24 protein-coding genes and 1 pseudogene are annotated in these 20,694 nt (G+C 72.7%); 6 read left to right on the plus strand and 19 right to left on the minus strand.

Annotation, left to right across the window (positions count from 1 at the left end):
- The first annotated feature begins 266 nt into the window (after positions 1-266).
- Positions 267-464 carry a hypothetical protein gene (locus VG276_30900; protein HEV8653690.1) on the plus strand — a complete coding sequence of 66 codons (198 nt, stop codon included), beginning with the start codon at positions 267-269 and terminating at the stop codon, positions 462-464.
- A gap of 292 nt (positions 465-756) precedes the next feature.
- Here VG276_30900 and VG276_30905 read toward each other — a convergent pair whose 3' ends face one another.
- The 12 genes and pseudogenes from VG276_30905 to VG276_30960 form a co-directional block, all read right to left on the minus strand.
- Positions 757-2,100 (minus strand): terminase, encoded by a 1,344-nt coding sequence (locus tag VG276_30905; GenBank protein ID HEV8653691.1) that lies wholly within the window; start codon positions 2,098-2,100, stop codon positions 757-759.
- Positions 2,101-2,225: 125 nt separating this feature from the next.
- Complete coding sequence (locus VG276_30910; protein HEV8653692.1) at positions 2,226-2,516, minus strand: HNH endonuclease; 291 nt, start codon at positions 2,514-2,516, stop codon at positions 2,226-2,228.
- Entirely contained in the window at positions 2,513-2,659 is a 147-nt protein-coding gene (locus VG276_30915; protein ID HEV8653693.1) for a hypothetical protein, read from the minus strand. The genes VG276_30910 and VG276_30915 overlap by 4 nt, the downstream gene beginning before the upstream one ends.
- Positions 2,659-2,898, minus strand: a pseudogene (locus tag VG276_30920) (HK97 family phage prohead protease). Before VG276_30920 ends, VG276_30915 begins: the two are co-directional and overlap by 1 nt.
- Before the next feature lie 282 nt (positions 2,899-3,180).
- Positions 3,181-4,311 (minus strand): phage portal protein, encoded by a 1,131-nt coding sequence (locus VG276_30925; GenBank protein HEV8653694.1) that lies wholly within the window; start codon positions 4,309-4,311, stop codon positions 3,181-3,183.
- Between the two features lie 6 nt (positions 4,312-4,317).
- Entirely contained in the window at positions 4,318-5,577 is a 1,260-nt protein-coding gene (locus VG276_30930) for a phage major capsid protein (GenBank protein ID HEV8653695.1), read from the minus strand.
- 74 nt (positions 5,578-5,651) lie between these two features.
- On the minus strand, positions 5,652-6,008 hold the full coding sequence (locus VG276_30935) for a hypothetical protein (GenBank protein ID HEV8653696.1): 357 nt from the start codon (positions 6,006-6,008) through the stop codon (positions 5,652-5,654).
- Complete coding sequence (locus VG276_30940) at positions 6,005-6,130, minus strand: hypothetical protein (GenBank protein ID HEV8653697.1); 126 nt, start codon at positions 6,128-6,130, stop codon at positions 6,005-6,007. The genes VG276_30935 and VG276_30940 overlap by 4 nt, the downstream gene beginning before the upstream one ends.
- A gap of 263 nt (positions 6,131-6,393) precedes the next feature.
- Entirely contained in the window at positions 6,394-6,570 is a 177-nt protein-coding gene (locus tag VG276_30945) for a hypothetical protein (protein ID HEV8653698.1), read from the minus strand.
- Positions 6,567-7,775, minus strand: coding sequence for an AAA family ATPase (locus VG276_30950; protein ID HEV8653699.1), 1,209 nt, complete (start codon positions 7,773-7,775; stop codon positions 6,567-6,569). The genes VG276_30945 and VG276_30950 overlap by 4 nt, the downstream gene beginning before the upstream one ends.
- The gene (locus tag VG276_30955) at positions 7,772-7,990 is read right to left on the minus strand and encodes a hypothetical protein (GenBank protein HEV8653700.1); all 219 of its coding nucleotides are present in this window, start codon (positions 7,988-7,990) and stop codon (positions 7,772-7,774) included. Before VG276_30955 ends, VG276_30950 begins: the two co-directional genes overlap by 4 nt.
- A gap of 183 nt (positions 7,991-8,173) precedes the next feature.
- Complete coding sequence (locus VG276_30960) at positions 8,174-8,446, minus strand: hypothetical protein (protein HEV8653701.1); 273 nt, start codon at positions 8,444-8,446, stop codon at positions 8,174-8,176.
- A 215-nt stretch (positions 8,447-8,661) separates the two neighbouring features.
- Here VG276_30960 and VG276_30965 point away from each other — a divergent pair, with 215 nt between their 5' ends.
- Genes VG276_30965 through VG276_30975 form a run of 3 tightly spaced genes read left to right on the plus strand, consistent with a single transcriptional unit; the run spans position 8,662 to position 9,360 of the window.
- Positions 8,662-8,880 (plus strand): hypothetical protein, encoded by a 219-nt coding sequence (locus VG276_30965; GenBank protein ID HEV8653702.1) that lies wholly within the window; start codon positions 8,662-8,664, stop codon positions 8,878-8,880.
- Positions 8,881-8,932: 52 nt separating this feature from the next.
- Complete coding sequence (locus VG276_30970; GenBank protein HEV8653703.1) at positions 8,933-9,139, plus strand: type II toxin-antitoxin system HicB family antitoxin; 207 nt, start codon at positions 8,933-8,935, stop codon at positions 9,137-9,139.
- On the plus strand, positions 9,136-9,360 hold the full coding sequence (locus VG276_30975) for a type II toxin-antitoxin system HicA family toxin (protein HEV8653704.1): 225 nt from the start codon (positions 9,136-9,138) through the stop codon (positions 9,358-9,360). The genes VG276_30970 and VG276_30975 overlap by 4 nt, the downstream gene beginning before the upstream one ends.
- Here VG276_30975 and VG276_30980 read toward each other — a convergent pair.
- From VG276_30980 to VG276_31000, 5 genes are all read right to left on the minus strand, one after another.
- Positions 9,357-10,265, minus strand: coding sequence for a tyrosine-type recombinase/integrase (locus VG276_30980; protein HEV8653705.1), 909 nt, complete (start codon positions 10,263-10,265; stop codon positions 9,357-9,359). The genes VG276_30975 and VG276_30980 overlap by 4 nt on opposite strands.
- Positions 10,266-10,369: 104 nt before the next feature.
- The gene (gene rpoD / locus VG276_30985) at positions 10,370-11,548 is read right to left on the minus strand and encodes an RNA polymerase sigma factor RpoD (protein ID HEV8653706.1); all 1,179 of its coding nucleotides are present in this window, start codon (positions 11,546-11,548) and stop codon (positions 10,370-10,372) included.
- A 70-nt stretch (positions 11,549-11,618) separates the two neighbouring features.
- The gene (dnaG, locus tag VG276_30990) at positions 11,619-13,433 is read right to left on the minus strand and encodes a DNA primase (protein ID HEV8653707.1); all 1,815 of its coding nucleotides are present in this window, start codon (positions 13,431-13,433) and stop codon (positions 11,619-11,621) included.
- A gap of 426 nt (positions 13,434-13,859) precedes the next feature.
- Complete coding sequence (locus VG276_30995; GenBank protein ID HEV8653708.1) at positions 13,860-14,339, minus strand: DUF1707 domain-containing protein; 480 nt, start codon at positions 14,337-14,339, stop codon at positions 13,860-13,862.
- A 44-nt stretch (positions 14,340-14,383) separates the two neighbouring features.
- Positions 14,384-15,439, minus strand: coding sequence for an HD domain-containing protein (locus VG276_31000; GenBank protein HEV8653709.1), 1,056 nt, complete (start codon positions 15,437-15,439; stop codon positions 14,384-14,386).
- Between the two features lie 337 nt (positions 15,440-15,776).
- Here VG276_31000 and VG276_31005 point away from each other — a divergent pair, with 337 nt between their 5' ends.
- Positions 15,777-16,316, plus strand: a complete 540-nt coding sequence (locus tag VG276_31005) for a YetF domain-containing protein (protein HEV8653710.1) — start codon at positions 15,777-15,779, stop codon at positions 16,314-16,316.
- Positions 16,317-16,326: 10 nt separating this feature from the next.
- Here the strand turns inward: VG276_31005 and VG276_31010 are convergent, their stop codons facing one another.
- Positions 16,327-16,842, minus strand: a complete 516-nt coding sequence (locus tag VG276_31010) for a GNAT family protein (protein ID HEV8653711.1) — start codon at positions 16,840-16,842, stop codon at positions 16,327-16,329.
- 60 nt (positions 16,843-16,902) lie between these two features.
- Entirely contained in the window at positions 16,903-19,623 is a 2,721-nt protein-coding gene (gene ppdK, locus VG276_31015; protein HEV8653712.1) for a pyruvate, phosphate dikinase, read from the minus strand.
- A 122-nt stretch (positions 19,624-19,745) separates the two neighbouring features.
- On the opposite strand from ppdK, the gene VG276_31020 reads away from it, so the two are divergent.
- Complete coding sequence (locus VG276_31020) at positions 19,746-20,552, plus strand: alpha/beta fold hydrolase (GenBank protein HEV8653713.1); 807 nt, start codon at positions 19,746-19,748, stop codon at positions 20,550-20,552.
- Positions 20,553-20,694 lie beyond the last annotated feature (142 nt).

Raw genomic sequence — 20,694 nt, forward strand, 5'->3', positions numbered from 1 at the left:
CACCCCGGACGAGGTCGCCGCGCTCGCGCAACTGCTGGTCCGCGCGGGCGCCGCGCTGGCCGCCGACGCGCCGGATGCCGCCAGGGCCGTGGCCGAGGCGCGCGAGTGGCTGCAGGACCGCCAGTTCGAGCAGGTGCGGCCATCGAAAACCGCCGAGCCTCGGCGGTTTTCGTGAGCCGCCCGCCATGGCGCGCCTGCCTGCTCGCCCTGCTCGTGGTCGTCTGCTTCTGGGCGGGCGTCGCTTTCGCGGCATGGCGGGCGGCCCGGTGAGCCGCTGGACGGGCGGCGACCCGGACGGTGCGATGCGCATGCGCCTGTTCGTGCTGGACGTCACCCGCGCCGCGCGCATCACCCGCCGCTGCGTCACCGAAGCGCGCGCCCTGCGCCTGCCGGTGCCGCCCACCGTCGAGCACGGCGCCGACGGCCTTGTCAGCTGGGCCGACGAGCTGGGCGGGCGGCCGTAGCCCGGTAGCCCACCGACGCCGAAACGCCCACCGCGCGGTGGGCGTTTTGGCGTACCGCGGCCGGCTGGCCGCTGTACCGCGGAATGCGGCGAGCGCAGGTAGGCGCCCAGTGCGGGCAGGATGCATCCTGCCCGCGGGGGGGATGCGCGCAAGGACCCGGTTACCCCGGTCCCCGGTCTGAGCGCGCAGAACGGCCCCGAGCGGGTCCAAGTCGCTCGGGGCCGTTCCCTTGCACGTTCGGCTTGTCACTCTCAGCCTGTTGCCGCGTGCCTGTCAATCCTGCACAGGCCCCTCACACATAGATGGACGGCATGGCCGGGGCCAGGTGCGCCCGCGTGGCGTGGCCCCAGCTCGCCAGCGTGCACGCCACCAGCGGCGAGATGACCACCGACGACGCGCGCCGCGACCACGCCCACGCGTCCCCGAGCTGGCGGCGCTCGGCGCCCGCCACGGCGGCGTCCAGCGCCGGATGCGGCGCGTACCGCAGGCTGCCGTCGGTGGCGGCGTCGTACAGCGCGCCGCACGCCCTGGCCGCGTCCCCGGCCGACGGACGGACGACCTCGACGCCGGCGGCCTCCAGCGGCGCGATGAGCGACCCTGCCGGGCCGGTGGCGTCGACGACCACGGCGCAGGGACGCCAGCGCTCGGCCAGCCCGAGCAGCCTGGGCACCACCCAGGCGGTGCCGCGGTCGTGGGCGACGACCTCGACGTGGGCCTTGCCGTCCGCGCGCCGGCCGGCCGCGGCGACCGACGACCAGGACCGCTCGGGGGTGGTGTCGGCGGCGAACGCGACCGGGCCGACCATGCCCTCGCCGTCGGGCGCGGCCAGCGCCCGCCACACCGCCTCGGCCAGGACGTGCCAGCCGCTCGGCACGTCCCCGGGCCACAGGTTCAGGTAGGCGCGGCAGAAGTCGGCCAGGTCGAGCCGCTCGAGCTCGGCGGCGATGACCGCCTCGTCGATGGTGACGCCCAGCGCCGGCATGCACGACCGCCACGTCGCCGGGTCCGCCGGGTCCGCAACAGGGTCGGCCGACCACTCGAAGTAGGCGACCGAACCTTGTCCAGCGCCGGACAAGGTCCGGGCCCGGCCGCGGTCGACCTTGGCGCGCAGATACGCGCTCTTGGCCGTGCCCGCCGTGCTCACGACCCAGAGCTGCGGCTCGGGGCGGGTCACCATCGTCGGCGACACGCCCTGCTCGAGCCTGGCGTCCTCAAGCGCCCACGCCTCGTCGGCCACCATCAGGTCGAGCACTTCCGAGTGCCCCGACTTCTCGCCGGGCGCGGTGATGCCGTGCAGGCTGCCGTTGCGCCAGCGGACGGCCTCGTCGCCGCGCTGGTAGCGCACCGTGAACTCGCCCGCGTAGGGCGACCGCGCCAAGGTGGCGACGTGCTCGTCCTCCCACTTCTTGTGCGCGTGCAGCCGGGTCTGTGCGCTGTAGAGCATCCGGCTGCGCGCCCAGTGCCGCGCCCGGTGCACCAGCACCGCCAGCTCGAGGGTCGTCTTGCCCTGCTGCCTGGGGACCGTCAGGCCAACCTCTCGGTAGGCCAGCCGGCCCGTCTCAGGGTCGACCTCGAGCGCGGTGTCGGCCACCTGCCGCTGCCAGGCCATGAGCGGCGTCCCCAGGGCCTCGGCCACGTCGGCGACCTGGCCGCCGAGGGTCGCCCGGGCCGGGTCCCGCGGGGTGGCGCACCGGGTCGGACACACACACCGGGCGAGGGGCGCGGGGGCGCCCGGTCGTGCGTGGTCAAGATTCCGCGCGTTCACCAGTCGCGCGTGTAGACGGGTACGGGCTCGCCGCGCCGCGGGGTGGCGTGGCCGGTCACCCCGGCGGACTGGTTGCAGGCGGTCTTGCACCAGGGGCAGGGGGACAGCGCGCCGTGGGCGGGGCCGACGTTGGCGGGGTCGAGCAGGTCGCCGCCGAGCGAGCGGGCGAGCAGGTGGTGGACGTCGCCCGAGCCGGGGTGGCCGCACAGGACGCAGACGTCGGACGCGGCGAGCACGGCGTGGCGCAGCCTGCGCCACGGCCGCCCGGTGGGGCGGTCGGCGCTCACCGCCTGCGCCTGCGCGTGGCGGCGCGGATGCGGGCCAGCCGCTCACAGTCGTCGCAGCGCTGGCCGCGGACGGTGCGTCGGTAGCAGCCGATGCACCGGCCCCGGCGCGTCACGCCGTAGGGGATGTGCGCCTTGCTGCCCACTACCGCCACCGGCGGGCGAGGGTGAGCAGCGGGGTGGCAGGATGCATCTCGCCACGCACGGCGGCGATGCGGGCGTCGGCGTAGGCAGGGAAGGGGACCACGCTGACGTGGTGGGCCAGGGCCCGGACGCGCTCGACCCGGGAGCGGTCGGCCGTCCAGCGGTCGCCGCCGGGCACGGCCATGAACCCGACCGAGAGGCCGGTGAGCGCGCCGTCGCGGACCAGCTCGAGGACCTCGTCGCCGAGGCGGGTCGCCGACGCGGAACGCGCCGAACCAGCGGCCGGGCTCGTCGCGCAGCTCGACGGCCCGGCCGATGGGCAGCTCTTGGCGGTCGTGCAGCGCGAGCAGCGGCAGGCCCGCCGGGTCGGTGCCCGCGAACGCGCCCGCGTGGAACACCTCGACGGTGCGCGGGCCGATGCGGGCCTCCTGGCCGTAGGGGACGATGGTCCCCTCGAGCGTGCGGCCGTCGCCGTCGGCGCGCAGCTCGAGTCCGGCGGCGAACGAGCGGACTTCCAGCGCGGTCATGCGACGGCACCCCCGGGGGTCGGCGCGGGCAGGGGCGCCATGTCTTCCAGGTCGCGCGCCTCGTTGGGCAGCAGGAACCCGGCGCGGATACCGGTTTCGTGCGCCTCGTAGCGCTCTTTCAGCGACGTCCGCACCAGCCCGCCGGCGTTGAACCGGGCGACCTGGGTGCGGGGCAGCAGCGCCGACACCGCGCGCTCGACCCGGACCAGCCACGGCCGCACGCTGAACGTGAGGAAGTCGAGCGCGCGCTGCTCGACGCTCGCGTACGTCAGGCTGCCGCCCGACTCGCCCGCGATCAGCTCGGGCGGGACGCCGTAGATTCTGGCGATGCTGGCCACGTTCAAGCGCTGGCTTTCGACGAACTGGCTCTCTTCGGGCTTGATGGAGAGCGGCTCGAACTTCGCGCCGGAGATGACGGCCGGCTTGCGGTTGTTGCGGCGGGCGGCGAGCCAGCGCTCCTGGATTTCGCCGGCCTGCTCGGCGCTGAGCTGGCGCTCTGCGTAGATGACGCCGCTCGGCATGCTGCCGTCGCCGAAGAACTGCGCGCCGAACTTCTCGGCGGCCAGGCCGAGCCCGATGGTCTGGCGGGCGTACTCGACTGGCGAGAGCCCGACGGGCGGGCCGTACGGTGCCGCGGGCAGCCGGTAGGCGCGGCAGTGCCAGACGTCCTCGCGCGGGATTTCCTCACCGGCCAGCCGGTAGACCACGCGGCGCTCGTCGTCCAGCGTCACGCCCATATGGTCGGGATGGGCCAGCTCGACCTGGGCGGGCAGCATCGTCGCGCCCGACCGGGCGGCGATGACGCCATAGGCGTTGCCGCGCAAGAGCAGCGACGCCATCACCATGTACAGCCAGTCGGTCAGGTCGGCGTCGGCCGACGGGCGGGCGAGCAGCGGCGGCAGCGCCGGCAGCGGCGCGCGCTCGCCGCGGCGGTAGACGTCCAGCGGCAGCGTCGACACGCTGTCGGCGAGCAGCCGCACGCACGCCCACACGGCCGAAAGCCTGAGCGCCTGGTCGGCGCCGACCGGGACGCCCGCCCACGTCGGCTCTCTGGACTCGGCCAGCAGCTGCTCGAGGGTGAGCTGCTCGCGCTGCTCGACCCGGCGCCACGGCCACTGCCACGGCATGCCGGCTCAGGTCCGGACGCCGGTGTCCACGACGAACGCCGTGGGCTGCGCAACTTGGACATCAGCCCTCAAATACGCCAAAAAGGCGTAGCTGAGCGTGTCGGCGATGTAGCGCTCGCGCAGGAAGAGGAGCTGGAAGTTGGTCCTGATGCCGATGAGCAGGTTCGCCCAGTCCGCCGTGTAGATTTCCGAGCAGTCGGTCGACGTGCCGACCGTCAGGGTGACGGGGACCTGCTTGGTGTTCAGCCGCGGGATGGCGGCCAGGCCGGCGGGTGGCGCCATGTAGGCGCTGGTCGTGGCTTCCTTCAGCTTGGACAGCGACGTGGCGGTCCGGGGCGCCTGGATTTGCGCGTTCGGCTCGAAGTTGGCGTTGCGCACCGCGCCGACGGCGTCAAGGTGGAAGTCGTAGTTGGTGATGAGCGCACCGTTGGCGCCATGCGTGGTGATGGTTACGCCCGTCTGGTTCAGCACGCCGCGGGGCTCGGGCGCGGTGCCGGTGCCGCGCAGCGCGGCGCGGTCCAGCTCGAGCGCGACCTGCGCGGCGAACGAGCGCGCGATGACGTCCTCGCTGGACGGGTCGGCGTCCTCGAACAGCTCGACGCTCAGGGTCACCACGCGGGTGAGCGTGCGGGCGGTGAACGTGACCGCGTCGAACGTCAGGTCGGCGGTGGCGGTGACGGCCGCGCCCTCGCTCTTCCAGCCGGGCGTGCCCTCGCCGGTGAGCCGCGCGAGCTTCAAGGTCTGCGCGGCCATCGGCACGGTGGTGGCGCCGGCCCGCATGGTCTGCATGGCGTTTCTCGCCAAGTCGATGACCCGGGACGAAAGGGGCGTCGGGACCAGGTGCCCGCCGGCGGTCAGTGTGCCCTCGGACATGGCGCGTTCCTGCTCGGCGCCGTCCCACTGGCCGCTGACGATGCCGCGGAGGTAGCGGTCGAACGACGGCGGCCGGTCGCCCGCGGGCGGCTCGGACATGCCGCGCTGCTCGCACCACGCCGCGACCGACTGCTCGCGGGTCAGCACGGGCTCGTGCGGGGTGGCCGGGCCCGGCCGGCGGACGGCCGCGGCGCGCAGCTCGGCGAGCTCCTCGTCGCGGCGGCGGTCGAGCTCGCCCTCGACGTCGCGCTCGGTGCCGACGTGGCCGGTGAACTCGGCCAGCTCCTCGCTGGTGAGGTCCCGGCTCTCGGCCTGCGCGCGGGTCAGGATTTCGTCGGCGGCGGTGCGGGCGGCCGTGCGCCGCTCCCGCAGTTGTTCGAGCAGGGTGGGCACGGGCGGCTCCTCGAGGCAACGGTGGCACCCAGGATAAGCCGAACCGTCACCCGGTGACAGTTGCCACCGGCTGTCTAGTTCAGCCCGGCGGGGCGGCCCTGGTCGTGCTCGCCGCCGGGGTAGGTGCCCTCGGCGTGCTGGCGCAGCGTCGAGTCCAGTTCGCGGGTGACGTCGGCCCACTCGAGCCCGAGCAGCGTCCAGTGAATCCTGGCCAGCGTCGCCCAGCCGTCACGGGCGAGCAGGTCGACCCGGTAGGCGAGCGAGCCGGGGACGGGCCGGCCGTCGTCGTCGGCGTCGAACACGGCGACGATGCGCCGCGTCCTGGGGTCGGCGACCAGGCGGGCCATCGCCGGCCGCTTGCGCGGGTTCTGCGCGAGCAGGGCCCGCTCGACGTAGCGGTGGAGGAGGCGCTCGTGGATGGGCTCGCTCATGGACGGTCCTTCCTGGGGTCGTCGGGGCCGGTTGCGGCGACCGCGCGGGCGATGACCCGGTCAAGCCAGCCGGCCGGGTCGGCGGCCCAGTCCAGGCATTCCGGGCAGCGGCACACGGTCACGGTTGCGGGGGTACCTGGGGGTACCGGCCGCCGAGGGTGTCACACTTTGCACGTGGCTGACCTGCGGGTTTGCAGACTCGGTCGAGTTGGACATGGCCTCTGACCTGCGGGTTTGTAAACGGACATTTCGTCGGCCCCCCCTTGACGCGGTCTGTCGGCAGCGCGGCGAGCAGTACCGCGCGTGCGGCCGGACCGCGGTGAGGACCTCGCCGCAGACTTCGCAGTGCCGGGTCATGGCCGGTTCCTTTCGTCGTGTGGCCTCATCATCCTCGTGACGTCCCGGCGCGGGAGGCGGACCACTCGCCGCACGGCTCGCTACAGAAGATGCCGGTGGTGCAGACCTCGCGGCCGTTGTCCAGGGTCTCGACGTGCACCCAGCACAGGAACACCCGGGCCGCCGGGAAGATGGCGCCGCAGTAGTCGCAGCGGGCGAACCTCACCGCGCGCCTTCCTCTTCTCGCGTTGTTGCGTCCTTAACCGCAGGGACCTCGGAATCGGTGCCCTGACCTGCGGATTCAGGGTCGGGATTTAGACCGCAATCCGGTGATACAGAGGTGGTTGCGTCCTTAATCGAGAGTTGGCCGGCGGGCAGCCGCCACCACCAGGCGCCGCCGCCCTTGCGGCCTTCCTCGCCCTTGCGCCAGGCGATGACCTCGAGCGCCTCTTTCGCGGTCTGGACGGTGCGCCAAGAGAGGCGCCTGTCTTTGGCGACCTTCTGCAGCCAGGTGACCGGCCGCGCCTCGGTGGCGAGCGCCTTCTCGAGGAACGCCTCGGCGGCCTCGAGCTTCGGCGCCGGGCGCTCGGCCGGGCGGCCGAGCAGGTCCTCGGCGGTGTGCTCGGTGGCGCCGTCCCACACGACCTTGGCGACGCCGAGACGGCCGTCGCCAACCAGCCGGTAGGCCAGGCTGGTCGGCTTGGCGGCGAGGTTCGACTTGCTCACCGCGAGGATGCGGCGGCCGTCGTCGTCAGGGTCGACGCCCACGAGCAGGCCGGCCCGGGCCGCGCCGATGATGCCGATGGACCCGCCGCCGCGGTACAGCGGGTTGCCGCCGTCGCGCTTGTTCAGGTGGCGGATGGCGACGACGGCGCAGCCGGTCTCTTCGGCCATGACCTTCAGGCGGTACAGGACCCGGCGGACGTCCTGGTCGCTGTTGGCGTTGACGGTGCCGGCGAGGAAGGCCATCAGCGGGTCGACCACGACCAGGCCGGGCGTGGACCATGCTTGGTCGTCGTCGCCGTAGAGCAGGCTCGCGGTGTAGGTCTGGATGCGGTCGATGTCGGCGGGCAGCTCGACCGGGCGGGGGCCGTCGTCGTCGGTGACGTGGTCGATGATGGTGACCAGCTCGAGGTTCGCGCCCGCGGCGGTGAGGCGGGGGACGATGGTGTCGGCGACGCCGTCCTCGGCCGAGAGCAGCAGCACGCCCCTGGGTGTGTCGGGCCGGTGGCCGTCGGGCATCGGCGAGGCGGTCGTGGTCCGGGCGCTCACGTCCAGGATGACGGTGGACTTGCCGAGGCCGGGGTCGCCGTCGGTGACGGTGAGCTTGCCGAACGGGATGCGGCCGGGCCACAGCCACTTGACCCGCTCGGGGGTGACGCTGGCGGCGCGGATGACGGCGAGGTTGTCCGGGCCGGTGAACAGGCTCACCGCCTGGCCGCCTTCTTGAGCGCGGCGACGTCCTGCTCGAGCACGGCCACGCGCAGGAGCAGCTCGCCGACGACCGACCAGCAGGCCCGCTGGTCCGGGATGGCGGCGACCTTCGCGCGGGCCTCGTCGGCCAGGGCGTCGACCTCGTCCATCCGGATGGCGAGCCAGTCGCCCAGCAGCTCGCCGATGTGCCGGGGGTCCGCCGGGGCGGTCACGGCGCCCGCCCGTCGCCGTAGGTGCACGGCCAGCACCAGCGCGAGCCCTGCACGAGCAGGGCGGGGCCGCAGCCGCCGGCGCACTCGCCCCAGACGTCGGCGCCGTCGGGTAGGATGGCGGTGGTCGAGCGTCGCGGCGAGACCTTGGGGGCGCCCGGTTGCCGAGCCGGGCGCCTTCGCTTGTCAGGCGGTGGCCGCATCGTCACCGCCCTTCTGGCGGGCAGCGCGGGCCCGGCTCGACTTGAGCGCCAGCTTGGCGAAGTACGCCTTGCGGGCGTGCTCGGCGCGGCGGGCCCGCTCGGCGGGGTCCAGGCGGCCGTCAGGGTCGACCTCGGCCTCGAACCTCGAGTTGAACACGGCACGGGCGCGGGCCAGCCGCGCGGTGCGGTCTTCGGTCTTCGCCCACTGGGTGTGGGCCGCGGCCCGGGCGCGAAGAGAGCGTTGCTGGGGCGTCAGGGGCACTTCGGGAACTACCTCTCACGCCCGCGCCGTAGCGCTGGCATGAGGGATTCCGTCGGCCGTGCCCTCGGGGCCGGGGGTCGTGAACACCGGGTTTGTTGTGCGGTAGCGTAGCGCACATGTCCAGGTACGAACCAGTCGCGCTGGTCTGCGGGCACTGCCCGAACCGGCGCATCCTCACTGAACTCGTCCCGCTCTTGGGGTGGGGGAACATGGCTATCTCACTCGACGCCCCTGCCCGGCCTTCGGTCAGCGTTTTCAAGATATGGGTCGGCGGGGCCACGAACTACCTCGGCCCCGACGAGGTCCTGCACTGCCGCTGCAAGCGCGGGCATCCCTGGAGCATCCCGGTTGAGGACCTATGGCGGGCGTGCCGGGCCGCCAACTGGGCGGGCCGGCGGGACGTGGTCGCCGGGGTCGACGTCGGCTAGAGCCGGTCCCCAGGGTCTCGCCTTTCTCGTCTCTGAGCGCTACGCTCAAGGCATGAGCGAACACGTCGTGACACTGCACGCCACCGTCAGCCGAGGCGAGAGCGGCTGGTTCGTCGCCCAGTGCCTCGAGGCCGACGTGGTCAGCCAGGGCAAGACCCCCGGCGACGCCCTCGCCAACCTCAAAGAGGCGCTGGAGCTGTACTTCGAGGACGAGCCGGTCCCGGTCGCCGTCCCCGTCGAGGTGTCGGTCCCGGCGTGACGGGCGCCCTGCCGGTCGTCTCGGGCGCCGCGGTCGTCCGCGCCCTGAAGCGGGCAGGCTTCGAGCAGGTCAGCCAGCGTGGCAGCCACGTGAAGCTGCGGCATGCCTCGCCGCGGCGGATAACCGTCGTCCCGCTGCACAGCGAGCTTGACGTCGGCACACTCAAGGCAGTCCTTCGGCAGGCGGACTTGACGGCCGAAGCGTTCCGTCGGCTTCTCTAGAGGTCGCCGAGCCCGAGCCCGCGGGCCTCGCCGGCGGCCAGCTCGGCGCGGGTCGCGGCGACGTAGCGGTCGAGCATGTCGCGGCGCTGCCAGCCGGCCACGGCCATCAGCCCGCCCTCGCTGCCGCCCGCGGCCAGCCAGCGCGACGCCGCGGTGTGCCTGAGCACGTGGGGGTGGAACCCCTTCAAGCCGGCCAGCTCGGCGCGGTAGCCCAGGGTGGCGTGCAGCGCGTCGTAGGCGAACGCCCGGCCGCGGTCGCCCAGCCACAGCGCCGGGGTGGCGGCGAGCCGGTGGGACCGGCGGGCCCGCAGGTACCGGTCCAGCGCGCGGGCGGTCTGCGGGCCGAACGGGACCACGCGGCCCTTGCCGCCCTTGCCGCGGCGCACGACCACAACCCCGCCGCGCACGTTCACGTCATCGACGGTGAGCGCGACCGCCTCGCCGGCCCGTAGGCCCGTCTCGGCGAGCAGGCGGACGAGGGCCTCGTCGCGGCGGTCGCGCATCCCCGGGCCCTGGCACGCGGCGACGAGCGCGCGCAGCTGCGCGGCCGAGAGAGACGGGATGACCTTGTCGTCGAGCTTCGGCGGCTTGAGGCCGGCGAGCGGGTCGGCGGCAAGCTCGCCCTCGTCGACCAGCCACGCGGCGAAGCGGCGCAGGGCGAGGTGGCGGGTGCGCGCGGTCGCCGCCTCGGCGCCCGCCTCGAGCAGGTGGGCGATGAACGCGGCCACCCCCGCCCGGTCCAACCGTTGGTCCGGACCAACGGTTTCGGACCAGGCGAGGTACAGGCGCACCCCCGTGGTGTACAGGCGCACCGTCCCCGGGGCCTTGCGCTCGGCCTCGAGGTGGGTCCGCCACGAGTCGAGCAGGGCGGCCAGGTCGAGCGGGGGCGGCGGGCGCTTCGGCATGCCCGATATCTTGACTGAGAACGCTACGCTATGGCAAGCTCAGTCCCGGCCGCCAGTGTTTCCGCAGGTAGAAAGGGGATTTAGCGGCCAGGACCGGCCCCGTCTCATTCCAGGTAGTCGCGCAGCTTCTGGCTCCGCGAGGGGTGGCGGAGCTTGGACAGCGTCTTCGACTCGATCTGGCGGATGCGCTCGCGGGTGACGCCGAACTCGCGCCCGACCTCCTCGAGGGTGCGGGGGTGGCCGTCGGTCAGGCCGAAGCGGAGCTGGATGACCTTCTTCTCGCGCTCCGACAGGGTGTGCAGGACCGAGTCGAGCTGCTCCTGGAGCAGGATGAAGCTGGCGGCGTCGACCGGGACCACCGCGTCGGAGTCCTCGATGAAGTCGCCGAGGTGGGAGTCCTCCTCCTCGCCGATCGGGGTCTCGAGGCTGACCGGCTCCTGGCTGACCTTCAGGATCTCGCGGACCTTCTCGGGGGTGAACTCCATCTCCCGGCCGATCTCCTCAGGGGTCGGCTCCCGGCCGAGGTCCTGCAGGAGCTGGCGCTGGATGCGGATCAGCTTGTTGATGGTCTCGACCATGTGCACTGGGATGCGGATGGTGCGGGCCTGGTCGGCGATGGCCCGGGTGATCGCCTGCCGGATCCACCAGGTGGCGTAGGTCGAGAACTTGTAGCCCTTGGTGTAGTCGAACTTCTCGACCGCGCGGATGAGCCCAAGGTTGCCTTCCTGGATCAGGTCCAGGAAGAGCATCCCACGGCCCACGTAGCGCTTGGCGATCGACACGACCAGGCGCAGGTTGGCCTCGATGAGCTTCTTCTTGGCGAGCTGGCCCTGGCGCTCGGTGCGCTGCAGCTCCCGCAGCCGGGTCGAGCTGGGCTTCTTGGCCCCGTTCAAGGCCTTGTCGAGCTCGGCGGTGGCCGCCTCGCCCTCCTCGATGGCCTTGGCCAGGATGACCTCCTGCTCCGCGGTCAGGAGCGGGACCTTGCCGATCTCCTTGAGGTACATGCGGACCGGGTCGTTGGTCGGCGCCTTGAGGGCGAGGTCGTCGTCGCGGGCCGAGCGGGCCTCGCGCGCGAACTCCTCGGCGTCGAGCTCGTCGACCATCTCGACGACCTCGATGTTCTCGTCGGCGAGGACCTGGTAGACGTTGTCGATCTGCTCAGCCGACAGGTCGACGGGAGCCAGCGCCTCGATCACCTCTTCGGTGGTGATGAAGCCGCGCTCCTTCCCCTTGACGACGAGGTCGCGTACCTCGTCGATCTGGGCTTCCTTGGCCATGGCCATAGGGTCAAGTACCTCTCGTGTCGTACCGAACGACGCGGGGACGCTGCCAGGTGCGCTCGGGGAGGGACCCCTAGCCTCCGGGCCGCGGCTCCCGCAGGGCTCGCCGTCGGGCCTCGAGGCTGATGAGCTCTTCGAATCGTTGAGTGTACTCGTCCGGCCGCTCCACCGGGTTCATACGCTGCAGGGTTCCCTTGAGCTCGTCGATTCCGCGGGTCAGGCGGAACTCTTCGAGCCGACGAAACACCTCTTCAGCGTACTCGCGCTTCTCCTCGGCCGCGAATGCTTCCACTGCCAGACCGCGCAGGAAGCCGCGCTCCTTCTCGTTGGCGGCCTGCTCGAGCACGGCCTCGAGCGGCGCGCCGGGGCCGCCCGCCTTGGCCAGGGCGACGAACGAGGCGCTCGTGGCCGGGGTGGTGAACCAGTCCTCGGCCCAGTGGCCGGCCGCGTCGACGGTCCACTCCGGGTACTGCAGGGCGAACTTGAGCGCCTCGCACTCCACCTTGGCCTGTGGGCTGCGGGAGCGCGGGGCCGCTCTGGCCACCCCCTGCTCGCGGGCCGGCTCGCGGCCGGCGACCATGCCCAGGTACTCGCGCTCGTCCAGGTGCAGGGCCTGGACCACCGAGCGGGCGTACTCGGTGCGCTGCAGGGTGTCGGGCACGCTGCGCAGCAGCGGGACCAGCTCGCGGGCGGCCCGCACCTTGCCCTCGGGGTGGCGCAGGTCGAAGTGGGCCAGCTTCCAGTCGAGCCACCAGCGCACCAGCGGCTGCGCCTCGGCGACCAGCTCGCGGAACGCGTCCCCGCCGTGGCGGGTGACGAAGTCGGCCGGGTCGAGGCCGGACGGCATGGTGAGCACGTGGGCGGAGAGCGACGCCTCGGGTGTGGCCACCAGCTCGCCGATGCCACGCTCGGCGGCCTTGGCGCCTGCCGTGTCGGCGTCGAAGGCGAGCACGACCTTGTTGGTGAAGCGGTTGAGCAGGCGGAAATGGTCGCCCCGGAGGGCCGTGCCGCAGGTGGCCACGGCCTGGGACACCCCGGCCAGGTGGAGGGAGATCACGTCGGTGTAGCCCTCGACCACGACCGCGAAGCCGGCCTGCACGATCGGCAGCTTGGCCAGGTGGAGCGCGTACAGGGCCCTGCCCTTCTGCCAGATCGGAGTCTCGGCGGTGTTCAGGTACTTCGGGGCCTTGGCCTTGCTGTCGCCTGGGTCGTCGAGGATGCGGCCGCCGAAGGCGACCGGGTCGCCGCCGACGTCGAAGATGGGGAACAGCACCCGGGCGTGGAAGGCGTCGCGCAGCCCCCGGGCGCCGGTCCGGGCCAGCCCCGCCTCGGTCAGCTCCTCGGGGCGGAACCCCTTGCCACGCAAGTGACCGACGAGGGCCTCCCAGGCGTTGGCCGGCGCCCAGCCGAGCCGGAACCGCTCGGCGGTGGCCCGGTCGTAGCCCCGGGAGGACAGGTAGGTGCGTGCCTCCCGGCCGTCGGGCGACTCCACCAGCAGCCGGTGGTAGAACGCCACCGCCTCGGCGTGGGCGGCCACCAGCCGGCTCTTCTTGCCCAGGCTCCCCCGCTCCCCGGCCGAGCGCCCCTCATAGCGGAGCTCGATGCCGGCCCGCTGGGCCAGGCGCTCGATCGCCTCGGTGAACGACAGCGTGTCCTGCTTCATCAGGAAGTCGATGGCGTCCCCGTGTACCTGGCAACCGAAACAGTGGTAGGCACGCGTCGTGGCGTTCACCGTGAAGGAGGGGGTCTTCTCCTGGTGGAAGGGGCACAGGCCCTTCATGCGGGTGGCGCCCGCGGGCCGGAGGGTCACGTACTCGCCGACGAGGGCGATGATGTCGGTCGCCTCGCGGATCTCCGCGATCGACTCGTCACGGATGCGGCCAGCCACGGTCCTTCACCCCTATCCGTCCCACACGCCGAGGGCCGCTGCGACGGCCCGAGCCCGAGCGAAACGGCGATGGGGGAAGGACCCGCTGAAGGGCTCTCCGGCATTGTACGCACCGTTCCGCCGAACCGAGACCTCCTGCGGGAAAGGCAGCCTGACGGTGACCGCCGCCGTGCGCTCCCCCGCCCGCAGGACGCCTTCCCCGCAGTGTACTCGAACATACGTTCGATACGGAAGCCGGTGTGGACGAGTGGTCTCACCGCCCGGCTACGGCCTTCCCGCCCGTCCGGTCCCCGGCCTCGACCAGGTTCTCAAGGCGGCACCACGACACTGGCGAAGCGCGGCGCGCGAGGCGGCACCACGGCGACCAGGGCTACCGGCGCCCGCCCCCTTGTCGGGCTCGTGGTCGGGCCTGCCGTCGCTGCCGGGCTATCGGCGCCCCTTGTCGGGCCGGTGGTCGGGCCTGCCGTCGCTGAGGAACGTGCTGATCCCGTGCCACACGACCGCGAACCCCCAGCCGATCATCGGCCAGACCGGCCAGAAGTAGCCTCCGCCGCTTGCCGCCCAGATGACGACGAGCAGCGCCATCACCGCCAGGTACGAGACGAGGGCACGGTAGAAGCCGCGCCTTCTTGACGAGGGCGTGCCCGCTGGGGCCGGCTGGCCCGCCGGCGCCGGTCTGGCCGCCGGGGCTGGCTCGGGCGCCACCTCCGCGGGCAGGTCCCGCATCAGGTGGTCGAGCTCGTCGACGGTCCTGGCGGCGTACGCCTGCCCGACGCGCTGCTCGAACTCCTCCAGGTCGAGACGGCCGTCGGCGTGGTGGTGCCGCAGCCGGGCCACCGTACGCTCCCGCTCGGCATCAGAGGCGCGTATCTTCGGCGGCTGCTTGCCGCGGGGCTCGAGGTCCATGGCGCGCCTCCTGGCATCGCCGTGCGTCGTCGCCTGACGATAGCTCAGTCGGCCCTGGGCGCGAAGGCGGCGTTCCAGGCGGCCAGGGCGTAGCGGTCGGTCATGCCCGCGATGGCGTCCACCGCCTGCTGCTCGACCGGGTCGGTGGCGAGGCTCGCCCCCATCGGCATCGCGTCGGGGTGCTCGAGGTAGTGGCCGTACAGGTCGGTGAGCAGCCGACTGGCCCGCTGGGTCTGGCGCGCGGCCTCGGGCCGGAGGTAGACGCGGTCGAACATGAACGTCCGGAGGGTGGCCATGGCCTCGGCGCAGCCGTCGCCCTGGACGACGTGGGGCCGGCCCCGGGAGTGGCGGATCACGTCCTCGACCAGGGTCCCGACCATGTCGGAGGTGGTCTCGCCGAGGGCTTGGCGGGCGGCCGGGGGGACCTCGTCGACGGCGGTCAGCACGCCGGCCCGGAGCGCGTCGGTGAGGTCGGCGGTGAGGTAGGCGATGCGGTCGGCCACGCGGGCGCACGTCCCCTCGAGGGTGGCCGGGGGCTCGTGCTTCCACGAGTGCCTGGCGATGCCGTCGAGCACCTCGGCGGTCAGGTTGCGCGGCTCGAGCAGGGTGAGCAGGCGCGCGCCCTGTTGGGCGTGGTCGAAGCCGTTGGGCGCGACCGCCTGGAGCGCGGCCTCGCCGCCGTGGCCGAAGCAGGAGTGCCCGAGGTCGTGCCCGGTGGCGATGGCGGTGGCGAGCGGCACGTTGAGCGTCAGGGCCTGGGCGATGGTGGCCGCGATCCGGGCCGTGTGCTGCATGTGGGTGGCGCGGGTGACGTAGTGGTCGCCGATGTAGGGGCCGCCCTGCCTGCCCGCGGCCGGCCCCTCGGAGAAGGCCGGGATGAACGACTGGGTCTTGCCGTGAGCCCGCATCATCGCCCGGGAGAAGATGATCCGGTCCAGGTCGCGCATCCAGCAGGTGCGCACCGGGTCCTCCGGCTCGGGCTGGCCGCGGCCGGCCGACTCGGCCGCACGGGCCGCCCAGGGCGCCAGCTCGGCAGCCTCGGCCGCCTCCAGCTCGGCCCGAACGGTCCCCTGCTGGACCCAGTCCGCCGTCCCCCTCATCCGGTGCTCCCAGGCACCTGCTCAGAGGTCCTGTCCGTAACTTGACGGGAAGGCCCTGGTCGCTGGCCCGGGTTACGCGCAGGACTTCTGGTGGCCTGCCTAGGCCGGTTCCCGTCCATCATCCCTCTCACCGTTGGCTCCTCCGGTGCCGTCGGCGCCGCTCGTCGCCGTCACCGTCGCCGTTCACCGTCGCCGTTCACCCAAGTGTGACCCGGCCCTGTGACGGTCGGCGTCCCGTCCACAGCCCTGCCAGAGGTGGTTACGTTGTTTGCTGACACCACGGAGAATGGTGGCCGTCAGGGCCGCCCGCGGCCACCGCTCCCGGCAGGAGCCGCTCGTGATCCACGATCTGCTCTCCATCCCCGTACCGGTGCTCGAGAAGGTCATCCGCTCGGTCGCCGTCTACCTGTTCCTCGTGTTCGCCCTCCGCGTGGCCGGCAAGCGGGAGGTCGCCCAGCTCAACCCGTTCGACTTCGTCGTGCTCCTACTGCTCTCCAACACCGTGCAGAACGCCATCATCGGGCCGGACAACTCGCTCGCCGGCGGCCTGCTGGGCGCCGTCGTGCTGCTCGTCGCCAACCGTCTCGTCGTCCGGACCACCTACGGCAGACCCCGGCTCACCAGGCTCGTGCAGGGCTCCCCGACCATCCTGGTCGAAAACGGCAAGCTGCGAGAGCAGGAGATGCGCAAGGAGCTCATCACCGACGAGGAGCTGATGGCGGCGGTGCGGACCCAGGGCGTGCACGACCTCCGGGCCACGGACCTCGTCGCGCTCGAGCCCAACGGCGCCCTGACCGTGGAGCCGCACGACCACCTCGGCGAGATACTCAAGCGCCTGCGCCGCATCGAGGCCAAGCTCGACGCCGGAGCCCGCTGACGCAGGCGGCTCACTCCCCACGCACCCGGCTGAACAGCACCAGGTCGTGGAAGGCGCCGCCCCGGAACTGGGCCCGGCGCAGCACCCCCTCCCTGGTGAAGCCGGCCTTCTCCAGCGCCCGCTGCTCGGCAAGGTTGTCCACGTCGGTGCTCGCCTCCACCCGCTCCACCCGGGTGACGGCGAACAGGTACTCGGCCAGCAGGCGTTGCGCCTCGGTGCCGTGGCCCTTGCCGCGCTGCCCCGGCGCGATGGTGATGCCGATGTTGAACGCCCGGGAGGTGGGCGGCGGGCCGTGGTACACGGCGTGCCAGGCGACGTCGCCGATGACGGTGCCGTCGGCCAGCTCGACCAGCAGGTACCCGTCGTCCTCGGCGAGCAGGCCGGTCTGGTCGAACCGGCGCCGCAGCTCCCCCGGCGGCTTGAACCCGTACCAGTCGAACTCCGACCACCCTGGGTCGTTGCGCCATTCCTCGAGCCGGTCGAGGTCCTCCCGGCGGACGGGACGGATGCGGACCTGTGGTGCCATCGCCCACCTCCCGGCGCGGGCCGAAGGCCACCGGCTGGTGGCCCCATGCCCGCGGATCCGCTACTTGGAGGCGGTGGTCGCCTCGCCGATGGCGGCCTGGCCGGCGGCCAGGCGGGCGGTCGGCACCCGGAACGGCGAGCACGACACATAGTCAAGGCCCAGCTCGTGGCAGAAGCGCACCGAGTCGGGGTCGCCGCCGTGCTCGCCACAGATGCCAAGGTGGAGGTCGGCGCGGCTGGCGCGGCCCTCCTCGCTGGCGATGCGCATGAGCCGCCCGACGCCGGGCTGGTCGATGGTCACGAACGGGTTGGCCGGGACCAGCTTGCGCTCCTCGTAGAGGCCGAGGAACTTGCCGATGTCGTCGCGGGAGAACCCGAACGCGGTCTGCGACAGGTCGTTGGTGCCGAACGAGAAGAACTCGGCCACCTCGGCGATCTCCCCGGCCGTGAGCGCGGCCCTGGGCAGCTCGATCATCGTGCCCCACAGCACCGGGACGTCGACGCCGCGGTCGGCCATGACCTGCTTGGCGACCGGCTCGAGCTCCTCGCGCATCTGGGCCAGCTCCTCGCGGGTGACCGCCAGCGGGATCATGATCTCCACGACCGGGTTGCCGCCGTCCTGCGCGACCGTGCAGGCCGCCTCGATGATCGCCCGGACCTGCATGGCGTACAGCCCGGGCTTGAGGATGCCCAGCCGCACCCCGCGCAGGCCGAGCATCGGGTTGGTCTCGTGCAGGTCGTTGACCTTGGCCAGCACCGCCTCGGCCTCGTCGAGGGGCATCGGCTCGTCGCCGCCGACCTGGACCTGCTTGGCGCCCCTCTCCTTGGCCAGCGCGACCGCGACGGCCAGGTCGACCTGGTTGGGGAGGAACTCGTGCAGCGGCGGGTCCAGCAGCCGCACGGTGACCGGCTTGCCGTCCATCTCCTTGAAGATGCCGACGAAGTCGTCGCGTTGCAGCGGCAGCAGCACGTCGTACGCCTGCTGCTCCTCCTCGGCGGTGTCGGCGAAGATCATCGTGCGCACGGCCGCGACCCGCTCCTCGCCCAGGAACATGTGCTCGGTGCGGCACAGGCCGATGCCCTCGGCGCCCCGCTCGATGGCGTTGCGGGACTGGCCGGGGGTGTCGGCGTTGGCGCGCACCTTGAGCCGGCGCGCCCCGTCGGCGCGGGTCATGAAGCGCTCGTATGCCTGCCAGATGTTCTCCTTGCGCGCCTCGGGGTCGCCTGACCGGGCCCGCTCGATCGGCGAGTCGGTCAGCTCGAGCTGGCCGGCGTACACCTTGCCGCTGAAGCCGTCGATCGTGACCCAGTCGCCCTCGGCGACCGTGGTCCCGTTGGCCGTGAACTTCTTGCCCTGCCGGTCGACCCGGATCGCGTCGGCGCCGCACACGGCCGGGATGCCCTCGCCCCGGGCGACCACGGCGGCGTGGGAGTTGGTGCCGCCGGCCGAGGTCAAGATGCCCTGCGAGCGGATCATGCCGTGATAGTCGTCGGGGGTGGTCTCCCGGCGGACCAGGATCACCGGCTCGCCCCGCTCGGCCCACGCCTCCGCGTCGTCGGCGGTGAACACGGCCTTGCCCACCGCCGCCCCCGGGCTGGCGTTCAGGCCGGTCGCGATCGGCTCGCCGCCCCCCTCGGCGAGGACCTTCTCGAACAGCTCCTCGAGCCGGTTGGCGTCCAGTCGCAGCATGGCGGTGTCGACGTCGATCAGCCCCTCGTCGACCATGTCGTAGGCCATCACCCACTCGGCGAACGCGGTCCGCTTGCCGACCCGCGTCTGCAGCAGCCACAGCTTGCCCTGCTCGACGGTGAGCTCGATGTCGCACATGTCCCGGTAGCGCTGCTCCAGGGTGCGCATGTGACCCTTGAGCTCCTCCCACGCCTGGGGATGGACCTTGCCCATGTCCTCGAGCTTGAGGGTGTTGCGGATGCCGGCGACCACGTCCTCGCCCTGCGCGTTGGTCAGGTAGTCGCCGTACGGCTTGGCCTCGCCGCTGGCCGGGTTGCGGGTGAACGCCACCCCGGTGCCGGAGTCCTCGCCCTTGTTGCCGAACACCATCGACTGGATGTTCACGGCGGTGCCGAGGGAGTCGTCGATCTTGTTCTTGCGCCGGTAGTCCCGGGCCCGCCTGTTGTCCCAGGACCCGAACACGGCCTGGATGCCGAGCCTGAGCTGCTCCTGCGGGTCCTGGGGGAACTCCCGGTCGGCGTCCTCGGCGATGACCCGCTTGAACGCATCCACCAGCCTGCGCAGGTCGCCCTCGTCCAGGTCCACGTCGTTGAGGACGCCCTTGGCCTGCTTGGCGTGCTCGATGGCGTCCTCGAAGCGGTCGCCGTCCACGCCCATGACGGTCTTGCCGAACATCTGCAGCAGCCGGCGGTAGGAGTCCCAGGCGAACCGCTCCGACCCGGTCTGCTTGGCCAGCCCGTCCACGCTCTGGTCGTTCAAGCCGACGTTCAGCACCGTGTCCATCATGCCCGGCATCGAGAACGGCGCCCCCGAGCGGAGGCTGACCAGCAGCGGGTCGTTCGGGTCGCCGAGCCGGCGCCCCATCTTCTGCTCCAGCGCGCGCAGGTGCTCGGCGACCTCGTCGAGCATCCCGTCGGGGAACTTCCTGCCCGCGGCCCGGTAGGCGTTGCATGCCTCGCAGGTGACGGTGAACCCGTGGGGCACGGGCAGCCCCATGTTGGTCATCTCGGCGAGGTTGGCCCCCTTCCCGCCGAGCAGCTCCTTCATGTCCCGGTTGCCCTCTTCGAAGTCGTACACGTACTTGTCGGACATGGCGCCTCCTCTGGCTGGTTGCCCGTAGCGTAGTGCAGGTTCGCGCCGGATGGTGGTCGCCGGCGTCCCGCTCCTCCAAGTCGCCGGCGTCCTACCCGTCCAACCGGCGGCACAATGCTCATATGCTCCGTTCCCTGAGCCCCCGGCGGCGGCTGCTCGTGCTCACGCTCGCCCTGGCGCTCGCGGCCGGCACTGCGGCCGGGCTGGTGCTCGCGCTGCGACCGGAGGCAGGCCCTCCCATGATCGCCGACGCGGTCGTGCCGGTGCTCGTGGTGCACGGCTACGACGGCACGCCGGCCGAGTTCGACCGCTTGGCCGCGCTGCTCGCGGCCAGCGGCCGCCCGGTGGTGCGCGTGGCCCTCCCGGCCCAGGGCACCGGGGACATCGCGGCCTCGGCGCGGGCGCTGGCCGCCGCGGTGGACCGGGCCGGCGCGGCCCGCGTCGACCTGGTGGGCTACTCGGCCGGGGGGATCGTGGTGCGGGCCTTCCTCGGCCTGCCCGGCCGGGCGCAGCGCGCCCGGCGCGTCGTGCTGGTGGGCGCGCCCAACCACGGCGCCGAGATCGCCGGGCTGGCCGCCTCGCTCGACCCGCGGCTGTGCACGGGCGCATGCGCCCAGCTCGTCCCCAGCTCGGCGTTCCTGGCCCGGCTGAACCAGGAGGGGACCCCGCCGGGACCCGAGGTCACCAGCATCTGGACGGCCCGGGACAAGACCGTCACCCCACCCACCTCGGCGGTGCTCGAAGGCGCCCACAACGTGCGCGTGCAGGACGTGTGCGCCTCGTCCGGGGTCGGTCACGGCGGCCTGGTCACCGACCCGCTCGTCCTCGGCCTGGCGGTCCGGGCGCTGGAGGGCGACCTCGCGCAGCGCCTGGGTCCGGCCGACTGCAGCGACCTGCAAGCCCTGGGCGCCGGGCCCACCACCGGCTGAGCCGGCCGGCGTCCCCACCCGGCCTGGCGGTCCGTCAGCATCAGGCCGGCAGCACCGATCGCGTGGTCTACCCGCTGGCCGACTGAGCGTGCCGGTCCGGGACGCGGGACTCCCCCGGGTTCCCGATGCGCAGCGCCGCCCC

The organism is Actinomycetes bacterium, assembly GCA_036000965.1.
Lineage (GTDB): Bacteria > Actinomycetota > CALGFH01 > CALGFH01 > CALGFH01 > DASYUT01.

What these genes read in the sequence shown, in the direction of transcription:
- VG276_30965 (HEV8653702.1), top strand. Translation starts at nt 8,662, where the DNA reads ATGGCTATCTCACTCGACGCCCCTGCCCGGCCTTCGGTCAGCGTTTTC.
- VG276_30970 (HEV8653703.1), top strand. Translation starts at nt 8,933, where the DNA reads ATGAGCGAACACGTCGTGACACTGCACGCCACCGTCAGCCGAGGCGAG.
- VG276_30925 (HEV8653694.1), bottom strand. Translation starts at nt 4,311, where the DNA reads ATGCCGTGGCAGTGGCCGTGGCGCCGGGTCGAGCAGCGCGAGCAGCTC.
- ppdK (HEV8653712.1), bottom strand. Translation starts at nt 19,623, where the DNA reads ATGTCCGACAAGTACGTGTACGACTTCGAAGAGGGCAACCGGGACATG.
- VG276_30935 (HEV8653696.1), bottom strand. Translation starts at nt 6,008, where the DNA reads ATGAGCGAGCCCATCCACGAGCGCCTCCTCCACCGCTACGTCGAGCGG.
- VG276_30980 (HEV8653705.1), bottom strand. Translation starts at nt 10,265, where the DNA reads ATGCCGAAGCGCCCGCCGCCCCCGCTCGACCTGGCCGCCCTGCTCGAC.
- VG276_31020 (HEV8653713.1), top strand. Translation starts at nt 19,746, where the DNA reads ATGCTCCGTTCCCTGAGCCCCCGGCGGCGGCTGCTCGTGCTCACGCTC.
- VG276_30995 (HEV8653708.1), bottom strand. Translation starts at nt 14,339, where the DNA reads ATGGACCTCGAGCCCCGCGGCAAGCAGCCGCCGAAGATACGCGCCTCT.
- rpoD (HEV8653706.1), bottom strand. Translation starts at nt 11,548, where the DNA reads ATGGCCATGGCCAAGGAAGCCCAGATCGACGAGGTACGCGACCTCGTC.
- VG276_31010 (HEV8653711.1), bottom strand. Translation starts at nt 16,842, where the DNA reads ATGGCACCACAGGTCCGCATCCGTCCCGTCCGCCGGGAGGACCTCGAC.
- VG276_31000 (HEV8653709.1), bottom strand. Translation starts at nt 15,439, where the DNA reads ATGAGGGGGACGGCGGACTGGGTCCAGCAGGGGACCGTTCGGGCCGAG.